The organism is Streptomyces sp. AM6-12, assembly GCF_044327085.1.
Classification (GTDB): Bacteria; Actinomycetota; Actinomycetes; order Streptomycetales; family Streptomycetaceae; genus Streptomyces.
On the sequence record NZ_JBIQWN010000001.1, the window covers coordinates 4,283,260 to 4,297,432 of the forward strand.

At 72.1% G+C, this 14,173-nt stretch carries 12 protein-coding genes; 7 read left to right on the plus strand and 5 right to left on the minus strand.

The window, feature by feature from the left end; translation table 11 throughout:
* Positions 1-246: 246 nt before the first annotated feature.
* The 4 genes from ACE4Q9_RS19475 to ACE4Q9_RS19490 form a co-directional block, all read right to left on the minus strand.
* A complete protein-coding gene (locus tag ACE4Q9_RS19475; protein WP_397985499.1) occupies positions 247-1,080 on the minus strand; it encodes an S-methyl-5'-thioadenosine phosphorylase in 834 nt (277 codons plus the stop codon).
* A gap of 112 nt (positions 1,081-1,192) precedes the next feature.
* Positions 1,193-1,513 carry an FmdB family zinc ribbon protein gene (locus tag ACE4Q9_RS19480; RefSeq protein WP_397985500.1) on the minus strand — a complete coding sequence of 107 codons (321 nt, stop codon included), beginning with the start codon at positions 1,511-1,513 and terminating at the stop codon, positions 1,193-1,195.
* Positions 1,514-1,580: 67 nt separating this feature from the next.
* The gene (locus ACE4Q9_RS19485; RefSeq protein ID WP_397985501.1) at positions 1,581-2,876 is read right to left on the minus strand and encodes an MFS transporter; all 1,296 of its coding nucleotides are present in this window, start codon (positions 2,874-2,876) and stop codon (positions 1,581-1,583) included.
* 353 nt (positions 2,877-3,229) lie between these two features.
* The gene (locus ACE4Q9_RS19490; protein ID WP_397985502.1) at positions 3,230-4,948 is read right to left on the minus strand and encodes a potassium/proton antiporter; all 1,719 of its coding nucleotides are present in this window, start codon (positions 4,946-4,948) and stop codon (positions 3,230-3,232) included.
* 188 nt (positions 4,949-5,136) lie between these two features.
* On the opposite strand from ACE4Q9_RS19490, the gene ACE4Q9_RS19495 reads away from it, so the two are divergent.
* A complete protein-coding gene (locus ACE4Q9_RS19495; RefSeq protein ID WP_397985503.1) occupies positions 5,137-8,043 on the plus strand; it encodes a penicillin acylase family protein in 2,907 nt (968 codons plus the stop codon).
* A gap of 70 nt (positions 8,044-8,113) precedes the next feature.
* On the opposite strand, the gene ACE4Q9_RS19500 is transcribed toward ACE4Q9_RS19495, so the two are convergent.
* Complete coding sequence (locus ACE4Q9_RS19500; RefSeq protein ID WP_397985504.1) at positions 8,114-8,710, minus strand: 5-formyltetrahydrofolate cyclo-ligase; 597 nt, start codon at positions 8,708-8,710, stop codon at positions 8,114-8,116.
* Between the two features lie 139 nt (positions 8,711-8,849).
* On the opposite strand from ACE4Q9_RS19500, the gene galU reads away from it, so the two are divergent.
* From galU to glpR, 6 genes are all read left to right on the plus strand, one after another.
* A complete protein-coding gene (gene galU / locus ACE4Q9_RS19505) occupies positions 8,850-9,761 on the plus strand; it encodes a UTP--glucose-1-phosphate uridylyltransferase GalU (RefSeq protein ID WP_397985505.1) in 912 nt (303 codons plus the stop codon).
* Positions 9,758-11,080: a gephyrin-like molybdotransferase Glp gene (gene glp / locus ACE4Q9_RS19510; RefSeq protein WP_397985506.1), complete on the plus strand. Its 1,323-nt coding sequence runs from the start codon at positions 9,758-9,760 to the stop codon at positions 11,078-11,080. The genes galU and glp overlap by 4 nt, the downstream gene beginning before the upstream one ends.
* A 104-nt stretch (positions 11,081-11,184) precedes the next feature.
* Positions 11,185-11,697, plus strand: a complete 513-nt coding sequence (gene moaC, locus ACE4Q9_RS19515; protein WP_397985507.1) for a cyclic pyranopterin monophosphate synthase MoaC — start codon at positions 11,185-11,187, stop codon at positions 11,695-11,697.
* Complete coding sequence (locus ACE4Q9_RS19520; protein ID WP_397985508.1) at positions 11,694-12,194, plus strand: molybdenum cofactor biosynthesis protein B; 501 nt, start codon at positions 11,694-11,696, stop codon at positions 12,192-12,194. The genes moaC and ACE4Q9_RS19520 overlap by 4 nt, the downstream gene beginning before the upstream one ends.
* Positions 12,195-12,214: 20 nt before the next feature.
* Positions 12,215-12,823 carry a GNAT family N-acetyltransferase gene (locus ACE4Q9_RS19525; protein WP_397985509.1) on the plus strand — a complete coding sequence of 203 codons (609 nt, stop codon included), beginning with the start codon at positions 12,215-12,217 and terminating at the stop codon, positions 12,821-12,823.
* 121 nt (positions 12,824-12,944) lie between these two features.
* Positions 12,945-14,105, plus strand: coding sequence for a gephyrin-like molybdotransferase receptor GlpR (glpR, locus tag ACE4Q9_RS19530; protein WP_397985510.1), 1,161 nt, complete (start codon positions 12,945-12,947; stop codon positions 14,103-14,105).
* The last annotated feature ends 68 nt before the right edge of the window (positions 14,106-14,173 follow it).

Below are 14,173 nucleotides of genomic sequence, written 5' to 3' on the forward strand. Positions count from 1 at the left end.
GCCCACCCGAACGCGTAATTCCGCTCCGGCTACGGCTACTTGTCCACAGCCTCCCGCCGCTCCGCCAGCCTCCGCTGGGCCCATGGGACTGTCGGCTTCCCGCGACTCCGTCAGCCTGCGGGGCCCCGTGGGCCCGTCGGCCCTCCGCCGCGCCGTCGGCCTCCGCCGTCCCGTGGACACGCCGGCCCCCGCCGCCCCGTCAGCGCTTGCGCCGCCCCGTCGGCCTCCCGCCTCCCCGCCCTCTCGCTACGGCAGCTCGAAGCCCGGATCCATTCCGCCGAGCGCGTTCCCGCACAGGCAGTCCCGCTCCGCGGTGACCGGCAGCGCGGCCACCGCGTCGAAGAGGACCCCGCGCAGCCGTTCCACATTGGCCGCGAACACCTGGAGGACCTCCTCATGGGAGACGCCCTCGCCGGTCTCGGCGCCCGCGTCGAGGTCGGTGACCAGGGTCAGGGAGGTGTAGCACAGCTCCAGTTCGCGGGCGAGCGCCGCCTCGGGGTGGCCGGTCATGCCCACGACTGACCAACCCTGCGCCTGGTGCCACAGCGACTCGGCGCGCGTGGAGAAGCGCGGCCCCTCGACCACGACCAGCGTGCCGCCGTCCACCGGTTCCCAGTCCCGGCCGCGGGCTGCCTTCAGCGCGACGGCCCGTCCGGTGGGGCAGTAGGGGTCGGCCAGGGACACGTGCACGACGTTCGGCACGGTGCCGTCGGGCAGCGGCAGCCCGTCGAAGTACGACTGGGCGCGGGACTTCGTACGGTCCACGAACTGGTCCGGCACCAGCAGCGTGCCGGGGCCGTACTCCGCGCGCAGGCCCCCCACCGCGCAGGGGCCGAGGACCTGCCGGACGCCGACGGAACGCAGCGCCCACAGATTGGCTCGGTAGTTGATGCGGTGCGGCGGCAGATGGTGGCCGCGGCCGTGCCGGGGCAGGAAGGCGACCCGCCGGCCGGCGATCTCGCCGAGGAACAGGGAGTCGCTGGGCGGCCCGTAGGGGGTGTCCACTTGCACCTCGGTCACATCGTCGAGGAACGAGTAGAAGCCCGAGCCGCCGATTACGCCGATCTCTGCGTTCGCCATGGCCAAGACATTAGCTGGCCGTGACGCCGCGCAGGAGGCCCTGCCGGAGAACGCCGGAGGCCCCGCCGTCACAGGACGGCAGGGCGGGCGTCAAAGGGTGGGACGTACGGCCTCAGGCGGCGGACGTGCCGGCCGAGCTCGACGTGGACGCCGAAGACGGCTTCGAGTCGGACGAGGCCGAGGACGAGCCGGACGCCGACGAACCGGACGCCGAGGAGCCGGACGACTTCGTCGCCGGGCTGCTGCTCGACGTGGAGCCGCGGGAATCGTTGCGGTAGAAGCCGGAGCCCTTGAAGACAATGCCGACCGCGGAGAACACCTTCTTCAGGCGCCCGTTGCAGCTGGGGCACTCGGTCAGGGCATCGTCGGTGAACTTCTGCACCGCCTCGAGGCCCTCGCCGCACTCGGTGCACTGGTACTGGTAGGTCGGCACTGTCTTCCTCCTGGCACTCTCACTCATTGAGTGCTAACGACGATCCATAGTGACGTATTCCGGGGAATCAGTCCACCGTCACCGGCTCGCGGTGACCGACGCCACGTGCCACCGTCTGCGTCTCCCGGCGCGCGACCAGCGCGGATCGCAGCGCCACCAGGGTCAGCAGGGCGAGCACCGTGCCGCCCATCGGCACCAGGAATCCGGAGCCGTCCCACAGCCGGTCCTCCAGCTGTCCCGCGACGGTGACCGCGGCCGCCTGGCCGAGCGCGACCGCGCCGGTCAGCCAGGTGAACGCCTCGGTGCGGGCACGGGCCGGGACCAGGGCCTCGACCAGCGTGTAGCCGGTGATCAGCGAGGGCGCGATGCACATGCCGACCAGCAGGCCGAGCGCGGCGAGCAGCAGCACCGAGTGCGCCGTCCACAGCGCGGAGGCGGCCAGCGCGAGCGCCGTGTAGCCGACGAGCAGGCGCCGCTGGGGCGCCGTCTTCCAGACGATCGCGCCGCAGACGATCCCGGACAGCATGTTACCGGCGGCGAAAACGCCGTACAGGACGCCGTTCAGGCCGGGTTCACCGATGGACTCGGTGAACGCGGCCAGGGAGACCTGCATGCCGCCGAAGACCGAGCCGATGCCGAGGAAGGTCACGATCAGCACCCGCACACCGGGGACCCGGAGCGCGGAGCCGTGCTCCACGCGCGCGGGGCCGCCCTTGGCCGTCACCGGCGGCTGCGTGCTCTTCTGCGCGGCGAACAGCAAACCACCCACGAGGGTGAGCCCCGCCTCGGTGAGCAGACCGGCCGCCGGGGTGACGGCGGTGCACAGGGCGGTCGCGAGCAGCGGGCCGAAGACGAAGGTCAGCTCGTCCGTGACCGACTCGAACGCGGCCGCGGTGCCCATCAGGGGCGAGCCCTGGAGCTTGACGCCCCAGCGTGCCCGCACCATGGGACCGACCTGCGGCACCGAGGCACCGGTCGGCACGGCCGCCAGGAACAGCACCCACAGCGGGGCGTGCGCCAGCGCGAGCGCGGTCAGGGACAGACCGGACAGGGTGTGCACCAGGACGCCGGGCAGCAGCACGGCGCGCTGGCCGTAGCGGTCGGCCAGCCGCCCGCTGTAGGGCGCGAACAGCGCCATGGAGACGCCGGTGACGGCCGCGGCGGCGCCGGCGGCGCCGTAGGAGCCGGTGGTGTGCTGCACCAGCAGCACGATGGACAGGGTGAGCATCGCGAACGGCTGCCGCGCCGCGAAGCCGGGGAGCAGGAACGTCCAGGCGCCGCGGGTGCGCAGCAGTGGTCCGTATCCCGGGCGGGAGGACGCCGTCGAGGTCTTCGCCGATTCGTCGCTGACCGTGGATCCCACGGCCCGTGCCTTTCTGCCGCCTGGTAGCGCGCGTCCCCTGTGGGGTCCGGGCGCCGAGAGCTGTCCTCTTGCGCGGACTGCGGTAGATACCGGCGCCCACGGCAAGGTGGGGGGCGTCACGGCCGCCATACGGTCGCGCCAGCTCTGCGTCAGGCAGAGTTGGTTCGATCAGGGTGCCCCTTCATCGTACAGGGGCCATCCCCGCGTGGGCTGTGAAAACGAGCACCACCGGGCCGGTCGCCTGGGATTCCGCGGCGCGTGCACCAGGTGTGAACCGCGTGAAACCGGCTCTTAACGCGAGCCCCCTCAACGCCCAGCTCCTTGACGCCAGCCCTTCCTGACGCCAAGCCTCCCTAACGCGAGCTCCCCGACCGCGCGCCGCCGCCGGACCGCGCACCCCCGGACTTCGCGCCCTCGGATTTCGCACTCCCGGACTTCGCGCCCCCCGGCCCCGGCCGGGAGCCCCCGGGCCGAGCGCCGCCCGGCCGCGCGCCCCCGCCCTCCGCCCCGTCCGTGCCCAGCCAGCTCGCCAGCTTGCCGCCGTGGGCGACCGCGCGCAGCCGCGCCTCCGCCGCGTCGCGGACCGGGTCGGTGGCGACCACCAGGAGTTCGTCGCCGCGCCGCAGCACCGTGCTCGGCATCGGCACGAACGACTTGCCCTCGCGCACGACGAGCGTCACGGCGGACCCGGACGGCAGCCGCAGCTCGGCGATCTCGACGCCGTGCATCCGCGACTCCTCCGGGATGGTCAGGGACAGCAGATGCCCGCGCAGCCGCTCCAGGGGCGCCGATTCGATGCCGAGGTCGGCCGCCTCGCCCTTCTCACCGAGGCGCAGCGTGCGCGCCAGCCAGGGCAGCGTCGGCCCCTGGACGAGGGTGTAGACGACGACCAGGACGAAGACGATGTTGAAGATCCGCCGGCTGCCGTCGACGCCGTTCACCATGGGGATCGTCGCCAGGATGATGGGGACGGCGCCGCGCAGCCCCGCCCAGGACATCAGGGTCTGCTCCTGCCAGGGCACCCGGAACGGCGTCAGGCTGCACACCACGCTGAGCGGACGGGCCACCATGGTCAGCACCAGGCCGATGACCAGGGCGGGCACGATGTCGTCGCCCAGTTCGTGCGGGGTGACCAGGAGGCCGAGCAGGACGAACATGCCGATCTGGGCGATCCAGCCGAGCCCCTCGGCGAAGCCGCGGGTGGCCGGCCAGTGCGGGAGCCTGGCGTTGCCGAGCACCATGGAGGCCAGATAGACGGCGAGGAAACCGCTGCCGTGGCCCAGGGCACCGGCCGCGTACGCCGAGATGGCGATGGCGAGGACGGCGATCGGGTAGAGGCCGGAGGCGGGCAGCGCGACGTGCTTGAGTCCCCAGGAGCCGACGAGGCCCACCGCGAGGCCCACGGCCGCGCCGATCGCCAGCTCCAGGGCTATCTCGCCGAGCAATATGTACCAGTGCTCGACCGGACCCGCCGTGGAGAAGGCGACGACCAGGATGACGACCGGGGCGTCGTTGAACCCCGATTCCGCCTCCAGGGTGCCCGTCACACGTGCGGGCAAGGGGATCCTGCGCAGCACGGAGAAGACAGCCGCCGCGTCCGTCGAGGACACCACCGCGCCGATGATGAGTGCCTGCCGCCACTCCAGCCCGACCAGATAGTGCGCGCCCGCCGCGGTGACCCCGACGCTGACCGCGACGCCCGCGGTGGCGAGGACGGAGGCGGAGGACAGGACCGGCCGGACCTCTTTCCACTTGGTGCCGAGACCGCCCTCGGCGAGGATCACGACCAGGGCCGCGTAGCCCATGACCTGTGTCATGGCGGCGCTGTCGAAGTGGATGTGGCCCAGGCCGTCCTGGCCCATGACGACGCCGATCCCCAGGTAGACGAGCAGGCTGGGGAGCCCGCTGCGCGAGGAGATCCGCACGGCCGCCACGGCGACCAGCAGGACGAGGGAGCAGACGAGCAGAAGCTGGTTGAGGTGGTGAACAGTCAGCGGCGGTTCCCTTCCTTGGCCCGGGCGCGGGGCGCGCGGACGCGCGAACACAAGATCCGAGGCTGCGGCGCACCGCATCCAGTACTTCGTTACCTTACCTAATTCTTGACGCTTTCTTGACGTTAGGGGGAAAAGATCGAACGCTCGTGCGCGCCGGTTCCCGACTCCGCGTCAAGGCGCACAGGGTCCTGCGCCTATGGTTGCTCCAGCGCTCATTCAAAGTCATGGCCCGACCTGCCGCTCGCGTTAGGACAGCAAGGACAGCGATGCCCCCGAACACCACCGCCACAACGGGTGACACCGCCACCACCGGTGCCGCGCCCGCCAAGTCAGGCAGGAAGAAGGGGCGCAAAGCCCGACTGCTCGTGCTGCTGCTGGTCCTGGCCGTCATCGCGGGCATCGCCTACGGCGGGTACTGGTCGGTCAGCGCCGTGCGCGCCTCCCTCCCGCAGACCACGGGGTCGATCACGCTCCACGGGCTGTCGGGCCCGGTCGACGTCAAGCGGGACGGCAACGGCATCCCGCAGATCTACGCGTCCTCCGACGAGGACCTGTTCATGGCGCAGGGCTACGTCCAGGCGCAGGACCGGTTCTACGAGATGGACGTGCGCCGGCACATGACGGCGGGGCGCCTGTCCGAGATGTTCGGCAAGAGCCAGGTCAAGAACGACGAGTTCCTGCGCACCCTCGGCTGGGAGCGGGTCGCCGAGCAGGAGTACGACACCAAGCTGTCGGCCTCCGCCAAGCGCTACCTGGACGCCTACTCCAAGGGCGTCAACGCCTACCTGAAGGGCAAGAGCGGCAAGGAGATCTCTCTGGAGTACGCCGCCCTGAACCTGACCAACGACTACAAGCCCGAGCAGTGGACCCCGGTCGACTCGATCTCCTGGCTGAAGGCGATGGCCTGGGACCTGCGCGGCAACATGCAGGACGAGATCGACCGCGCCCTGATGACGAGCCGGCTCGGCCCGCAGCAGATCAAGGACCTGTACCCGGAGTACCCGTACAGCCGTAACAAGCCGATCGTGCAGGAGGGTCAGTACGACGCGCTGACCAAGAGCTTCGAGCAGAGCGCCGCCGCGGGCACGCCCGTGGGGACGGGCTCGACCGGCACGGGCACGGGCACCGGCACGACCGGGACCACGGGCGGCACGGGCACCACCGGGACGACGGGAACCACGGGCGCGACCGGCACGACCGGCGCCACGGGCTCGTCCGCGGGCGGGACGGACGCCACCGGCTCCGGAACCTCGGGCGCCTCCGGTTCGGGCCTCACGAGCCAACTGGGCGGCCTCTACAGCTCCCTGGACGACCTCCCGACCGCCGTCGGCGTGAACGGCCAGGGCATCGGCTCCAACTCCTGGGTCGTCGGCGGCCAGCACACCATCACCGGCAAGCCGCTGCTCGCCAACGACCCGCACCTGGAGGCGTCCCTGCCGGGCGTCTGGTACCAGATGGGCCTGCACTGCCGGACCGTCTCGGCCAAGTGCCAGTACGACGTCACCGGTTACACATTTGCCGGGATGCCCGGTGTGATCATCGGCCACAACGCCGACATCGCCTGGGGCATGACCAACTCCGGGGTCGACGTCAGCGACCTCTACCTGGAGAAGGTCACCGCCGGCGGCTACCTGTACGACGGCAAGGTGCGGCCCTTCAAGACCCGCCAGGAGACCATCAAGGTCGCCGGCGGCGCCTCGAAGACGATCGTCGTGCGCGAGACCCAGGACGGGATGCCGCTCCTGTCCGACCGCGACGACGAACTGGTCGAGGTCGGCAAGAAGGCCACGGTCAACGCCGCCGCCCCGGACCGCGGCGACGGCTACGGCATCGCCCTCAAGTGGACCGCGCTCGACCCGGGCACCTCCATGGACGCCGTCTTCGCCCTCGACAAGGCGGCCGACTGGAAGGACTTCCGCGCCGCCGCCGCCAAGTTCGACGTGCCCTCGCAGAACCTGGTCTACGCCGACACCCGCGACAACATCGGCTACACCCTGCCGGGCAAGATCCCGACGCGCGCCGCCGCGGACGACGGCTCCATCCCGGCGCCCGGCTGGGACCCCAAGTACCGCTGGACCGGCTACATCCAGCAGGACGAGCTGCCGTACGAGTACAACCCCAAGCGCGGCTACATCGTCACCGCCAACCAGGCCGTGGTCGACAAGGACAAGTACCCGTACACCCTGACCACCGACTGGGGCTACGGCACCCGCAGCCAGCGGATCACCGACCTGATCGAGTCCAAGATCAAGGGCGGCGGCAAGATCTCCACCGACGACATGCGGCAGATGCAGCTGGACGACAGCAGCGAGATCGCCAAGCTCATGGTGCCGAAGCTGCTGAAGATCAACCTGTCCGACAAGAACGTGCGCGACGCGCAGAAGCTGCTGGAGGGCTGGGACTACACCCAGGACTCCGACTCCGCGGCCGCCGCGTACTTCAACGCCGTCTGGCGCAACGTCCTCAAGCTCGCCTTCGGCAACAAGCTCCCCAAGGAGCTGCGCGTCAAGGGCCAGTGCCTGTGGGTCGACAAGATCGACAGCACCGGCCCGGTGGACGACGACAACACCAAGGTGCGCGAGTGCGGCATGCGCGCCGCCGACCAGGCGCAGCCGGACGGCGGCGACCGCTGGTTCGAGGTCGTGCGCAACCTGATGAACAAGCCGGACAGCGACTGGTGGAAGACGCCCAAGCAGGGCACCCGCCCGGCGGCGAACAACATGGACCAGCTGTTCGCGCGCGCCATGATCGACGCCCGCTGGGAGCTGACCGCCAAGCTCGGCAAGGACATCGACACCTGGAGCTGGGGCCGGCTGCACCGCCTGTTCCTGAAGAACCAGACGCTCGGCACCGACGGCCCCAAGGCGCTCCAGTACCTGCTCAACCGCGGCCCCTGGAAGCTCAACGGCGGTGAGGCGGCCGTGGACGCGACCGGCTGGAACGCCGCGGGCGGCTACAACGTGGTCTGGGTGCCGTCGATGCGGATGGTCGTCAACCTCGCCGACCTCGACAAGTCCAAGTGGATCAACCTGACCGGTGCCTCCGGGCACGCGTTCAGCGCGCACTACACGGATCAGACGGACAAGTGGGCCAAGGGCGAGCTGCTGCCCTGGGCGTACTCCTCCAAGGCGGTCGACAACAGCACGAGCGACACGCTCGTCCTCAAGCCGTAGCCGCCGCACCCGCCGGACGGAACGGCCCGACACGCGCGCGTGTCGGGCCGTTCCGCGTACCGGGGCCGCCTCAGGCGAAGCGGCGCACCCCGGACGGCGTCACCACCGCGTGCACCGGCCGGTCGTGCTCCTCCACGGGGACCCGCGCGACGACCTCCGTGTCGTAGAGCAGCACCACCAGGCGGGGCCGTACGCCCGCGCGCTCCAGGCGGGCCAGCACACGGTCGTACGAGCCGCCGCCGCGCCCCAGCCGCATCCCGCGCGCGTCCACCGCGAGACCGGGCAGCAGGACCACGTCCGCGCCCGTCACGGCGTCCGGGCCGAGCCGGGCGCCCGAGGGTTCGAGGAGGGCCATCCTGGAGCCGTGCCGTACCTCCGTCAGGGAGCCGGGCCCGGTGTACTCGCCCCAGTCCAGGTCGTTGTCGGACAGCAGCGCGGGGAGCAGGACACGGGTGCCCCGCGCGCGCAGGGCGTCCAGGAGCGCGCCGGTGCCGGGTTCGGTACCGACGGAGACGTACGCCGCGACCGTGCGCGCCGCCGCCAGCTCGGGCAGCTCCAGGGCGCGCGCGGCGAGCGCCCGGCCGGCCGCCCGTACGTCATCGTCCGGCAGCCCGTTCCTCACCGCGAGGAGGCCCCGCCGCAACGTCCTCTTGTCAGGCTCGTCCACGCGTCCGTCCTGTTCCACGGGTCGTACCGCACCCTTTCCGTCTGCCGTTCACGGCGTCGATGCCGTCCGGGTCGTCGTCAAAGGGCCGGCCAAGCGCAGCCCCAGGTCATACCAAGGGACGCCGGTTAAGGTGTCGGGCATGACTCAGGCGCACCCCAGGATCAGCAAGGCTGTCATTCCGGCGGCGGGTCTTGGTACCCGGTTCCTGCCGGCGACCAAGGCGACTCCCAAGGAGATGCTTCCGGTCGTCGACAAGCCCGCGATCCAGTACGTGGTCGAGGAGGCCGTGTCCGCGGGGCTCGACGACGTCCTCATGATCACCGGTCGTAACAAGCGTCCCCTGGAGGACCACTTCGACCGCAACTACGAGCTGGAATCCGCCCTCCAGAAGAAGGGCGACGCGAGCCGCCTGGCCAAGGTGCAGGAGTCCAGCGACCTGGCGACCATGCACTACGTCCGCCAGGGCGACCCCAGGGGCCTGGGCCACGCCGTGCTGTGCGCCGCCCCGCACGTCGGCCACGAGCCCTTCGCCGTCCTGCTCGGCGACGACCTGATCGACCCCCGCGACCCCCTGCTCCAGCGCATGATCGAGATCCAGGAGCGGCACGGCGGCAGCGTCATCGCCCTCATGGAGGTCGCGCCCGAGCAGATCCACCTCTACGGCTGCGCGGCCGTGGACGCCACCGCCGAGGGCGACGTCGTCAAGATCACCGGCCTGGTCGAGAAGCCCGACCCGGCCGAGGCGCCGTCGAACTACGCGATCATCGGCCGCTACGTGCTCGCGCCGGAGATCTTCGACGTCCTGCGCAAGACGGAGCCGGGCCGCGGCGGCGAGATCCAGCTGACCGACGCCCTCCAGCAGCTCGCCGCCGACGAGAAGCTCGGCGGCCCCGTGCACGGCGTGGTCTTCCGCGGCCGCCGCTACGACACCGGCGACCGCGGCGACTACCTGCGTGCCATTGTCAGACTCGCATGCGAACGTGAAGACCTGGGCCCGGAGTTCCGGACCTGGCTCCGCAGTTACGTAGCCGAGGAGATGCAGCAGAGTTGAGCAGCGCCGCGCCCCGCCCGACCGGCGAAGACGACCTGTGGTCGGTGGACCAGCACCTGGAGGACATCCTCGCCACGGTCCAGCCCCTGGAGCCCATCGAACTCCAACTGCTCGACGCCCAGGGCTGCGTCCTGGTCGAGGACGTCACGGTCCCGGTGTCGCTGCCGCCCTTCGACAACAGCTCGATGGACGGGTACGCGGTGCGGGTCGCCGATGTCGAGGGCGCCAGCGAGGAGTTCCCGGCCGCCCTGGAGGTCGTCGGGGACGTCGCGGCCGGCGCGGACGAGCCGGTGCGGGTCGGTCCTGGCCAGGCCGCCCGGATCATGACCGGCGCCCCGCTGCCGCCCGGCGCCGAGGCCGTGGTCCCCGTGGAGTGGACCGACGGCGGGCTCGGCGAGGGCCCGGCCGGCGGCATGCGGGCCCGCAGCCTCGCCCCCGAGGACGCCGAGGGCCAGGTGCGCGTGCACCGGCCCGTCGAGGCGCGCGCACACGTCCGGGCCGAGGGCAGCGACGTGAAGGCGGGCGATCGCGCGCTGGAGGCCGGTACGATCCTCGGCCCGCCGCAGATCGCGCTGCTCGCCGCGATCGGCCGGGGCACGGTGAAGGTGCGCCCGCGCCCGCGCGTGGTCGTCGTCTCCACCGGCAGCGAACTCGTCCAGCCCGGCGAGCAGCTGGGCCGCGGCCGGATCTACGACTCCAACAGCTTCGCCCTCACCGCCGCCGCGCGGGACGCGGGTGCCATCGCCTACCGGGTGGGCGCCGTCGCCGACGACGCCGAGACCCTGCGCTCGACCATCGAGGACCAGCTGATCCGCGCCGATCTGCTGGTCACCACGGGCGGGGTGAGCGTCGGGGCGTATGACGTGGTCAAGGAGGCGCTGGCGGACATCGGCGACGAGGACGTGCCGGGCAGCGGCATCGAGTTCCGCAAGCTGGCCATGCAGCCGGGCAAGCCCCAGGGCTTCGGCTCCATCGGCCCCGATCACACGCCGCTGCTCGCGCTGCCGGGCAACCCCGTGTCGTCGTACGTCTCCTTCGAGCTGTTCGTCCGGCCCGCGATCCGCGCCCTGATGGGCCTCACCGATCTGCACCGGCCGGTGGTGCGGGCCACGCTCACCGCGGACAAGGCGCTGCGCTCCCCGAAGGGCCGCCGGCAGTTCCTGCGGGGCCGGTACGCGGACGGCGAGGTCACCCCGGTGGGCGGCGCGGGCTCCCACCTGGTGGCGGCGCTGGCGCACGCGGACGCGCTGATCGTGGTGCCCGAGGACATGGAGTCCGTCGAGCCCGGCACCGAGGTGGAGGTCGTACCGCTCGGCTGAGGCACCTCCTGGGCGGCTGCGCGAGACTACTTGGCGGTACCGTGTCGCGCACAGCAGGCCCGCGCACCGCACGGCGCGGGCCCGGACCGGGAGCGCCGCACAGCATGACCGAACCGTCTCCGGGGCAGACCCCCAAGACCTCCGCCCAGGACCACCTCACGCACCTCGACGCGGCCGGCGCGGCCCGCATGGTCGACGTCTCCGGCAAGGACGTCACCGCGCGCACCGCACGCGCCGCCGGCCGCGTCCTGGTCTCGCCCCGCGTGGTCGAACTGCTCCGCGGCGAGGGGGTGCCCAAGGGAGACGCGCTGGCCACCGCGCGGATCGCGGGCATCATGGGCGCCAAGCGCACCCCGGACCTGATCCCGCTCTGCCACCCGTTGTCGGTGTCGGGTGTGAAACTGGATCTGTCGGTCGCGGACGACGCCGTGGAGATCACGGCCACCGTGAAGACCACGGACCGTACGGGCGTCGAGATGGAGGCCCTCACCGCGGTGACGGTCGCCGCGCTCACCGTGATCGACATGGTCAAGGCGGTCGACAAGGGAGCGGTCATCACGGACGTACGCGTGCTGGAGAAGACGGGCGGCAAGTCGGGCGACTGGAGCCGGGCATGAGCTACCGCGCCCTGGTGATCACCGCCTCCAACCGGGCCGCCGCGGGTGTCTACGAGGACCGGGGCGGCCCGCTGATCGCCGACGGCCTCACGCGCCTCGGCTTCGCCGTGGACGGCCCCCAGGTCGTGCCCGACGGGGAGCCGGTCGAGGCCGCCCTGCGCGCGGGCGCCGCCGCCGGGTACGACGCGATTCTCACCACCGGCGGCACCGGCCTGACCCCGACCGACCGCACCCCCGAGGCGACCCGCGCCGTCATCGACCACGAGGTGCCGGGCATCGCCGAGGCCATCCGGGCCTTCGGCATGCGGAAGGTGCCGACCGCCGCGCTGTCCCGAGGCGTCGCCGGGGTCGCCGGCCGGACCCTGATCGTCAACCTGCCGGGGTCCACGGGCGGGGTGAAGGACGGACTGGCCGTCCTGGAGCCCCTGCTGGCCCACGCCGTGGACCAGCTTCGCGGCGGCGACCACGCCAGACCCAGTGCGGGGGGTGCGAGCTGAACGGATCGACCTGGCCGGTCGTGCTGGTGGACGGCGATGTCGTCCTGCGGCCGATAAAGCTGCGCGACCAGCGGGAGTGGCGCGAGGTGAACCGGCGCAACCGGGACTGGCTGCGCCCCTGGGAGGCCACGATCCCGCCGCCCACCCCGAGCGGCCCGGTCGCGCACCGGCCGACGTACCGGCAGATGGTCCGGCATCTGCGCCGCGAGGCGCACGCGGGCCGGATGCTGCCGTTCGTCATCGAGTACCAGGGCCGCCTGGTCGGGCAGTTGACGGTCGCCGGGATCACCTGGGGGTCGATGTGCTCCGGGCACATCGGCTACTGGGTGGACGAGTCGGTGGCCGGGCGCGGGGTGATGCCCACGGCCGTCGCGCTGGTGGTGGACCACTGTTTCCGCGCGGTCGGGCTGCACCGCATCGAGGTGTGCATCCGTCCCGAGAACCGGCCCAGCCGCCGGGTGGTGGAGAAGCTCGGCTTCCGCGAGGAGGGGTTGCGGCCGCGCTATCTGCACATCGACGGCGCCTGGCGGGACCACCTGGTCTTCGCGCTGACCGCCGAGGAGGTGCCGGACGGGCTGCTGAGCCGGTGGCGGCGGGCGCGCTCGGCGGCACAAGGACCGAGGAATTGAATATGCGTTCGAAATTTTGATCGTATGGGCCGCAAAAAATGCTGGAAATATCAGCCAGATCGTGCGACACACCGGCTCAATTGGCCGATCCCTTCGGTCAAACCCCTCTACCGTGTGAGTCGTGAGCAGCAGCGGCCTCATCTACGCAGTCATTGTCGGGGCCTGGGCCGCCTACTTGGTGCCGATGTGGCTCCGTAGGCAGGACGAGCTGAACGAGGCCCGTCCGACGGAACGCTTCAGCACCGCCATCCGGCTGCTTTCCGGACGGGCGGGGATGGAGCGCCGGTACGCCAAGGACCTGCGGGCGCGCTCCGCCGAGGAGGGGGAGCCGGACGCCGTCGATCCGGACGCCGTCACCGATTCGGTGGACGTCCGGGCCTTCGCCGTGCCTCCGACCCGCCGTCAGGTCACGGCGGAGAGCGAGCCCGAGGCGTCCCGCGGCCCGGAAGCCGACCGGGGCCACGCCCCCGCGATCCCGGCGCAGCAGCACGCACCGGCGGCCCGCCGGTCACCCTCGGCGCAGGCGGCCGCAGCGCGTGCCCGGCGCACGAAGGTACTCGCGCGCCGTCGGCGCACCACCGTACTGCTGTTCCTCGCCTTCACCGTCGGCGCGATCGTCGCCGCCGTCGGAGGCCTCGCCTTCCTGTGGGCGCCCGCCGGGCCCGCCGTGCTCCTCAGCGCGTACATCGCGTATCTGCGCGCCCAGGAACGCCGCCGCTTCGCCTACCAGATGGACCGCCGCCGCGCCGAGGCCGCCGCCCAGCGACTGCGTGAGCGCCAGCCGCGCAGGCGTCCGACCGCGGAGGCCGCCCGCGCCGCCGACGAACCGGAGGAGGCCACAGGGACCGACACGGACCCCGGCCTCCTGGCGCGCGCCGCCGACCGGCGCGCCCTGGTGGAGCAGACCGACCACGCCGAGTGGGTCGACCAGCAGCGCGAGCGGCAGCGGCGGCCCGGTCAGGGGGACAGCTGGGACCCGGTGCCGGTACCCCTGCCCACGTACGTGACCGCGCCGGTCGCGCCGCGGGCCACCTCCGGCATCGACCTCGGCGGGCCGGACACCTGGAGTTCGGCGCGGTCCAGCTCGGTCGCCCCGGATCAGGAGACGGGCCAGGCGCCCGCGGCCGGGGAGGGCGAGCCGGCGCCGTCGGCGGACCGGTCGGCCGACGGCCGCGGCGGCGCGCGGCGTGCCGCCTCCGCCCGCCGCTCCCGCGAGCGCGGCCGCACCCCGCTGTTCGACCAGTACGAGGACGGGGACCGTCCGCGCGCCGCCAACGAGTGACGGCCGCCACATCCGGGAAGCCGCTCCTGACCAGTTCGGGAACGGATTTCCAAGCACCCCGATCAGGG

Bases quoted from the DNA above. Each gene is read 5' to 3' on its own strand.
- ACE4Q9_RS19475 (WP_397985499.1), bottom strand. From the start codon at position 1,080: ATGGCGAACGCAGAGATCGGCGTAATCGGCGGCTCGGGCTTCTACTCG.
- galU (WP_397985505.1), top strand. From the start codon at position 8,850: ATGACTCAGGCGCACCCCAGGATCAGCAAGGCTGTCATTCCGGCGGCG.
- ACE4Q9_RS19495 (WP_397985503.1), top strand. From the start codon at position 5,137: ATGCCCCCGAACACCACCGCCACAACGGGTGACACCGCCACCACCGGT.
- ACE4Q9_RS19520 (WP_397985508.1), top strand. From the start codon at position 11,694: ATGAGCTACCGCGCCCTGGTGATCACCGCCTCCAACCGGGCCGCCGCG.
- moaC (WP_397985507.1), top strand. From the start codon at position 11,185: ATGACCGAACCGTCTCCGGGGCAGACCCCCAAGACCTCCGCCCAGGAC.
- ACE4Q9_RS19490 (WP_397985502.1), bottom strand. From the start codon at position 4,948: ATGCGGTGCGCCGCAGCCTCGGATCTTGTGTTCGCGCGTCCGCGCGCC.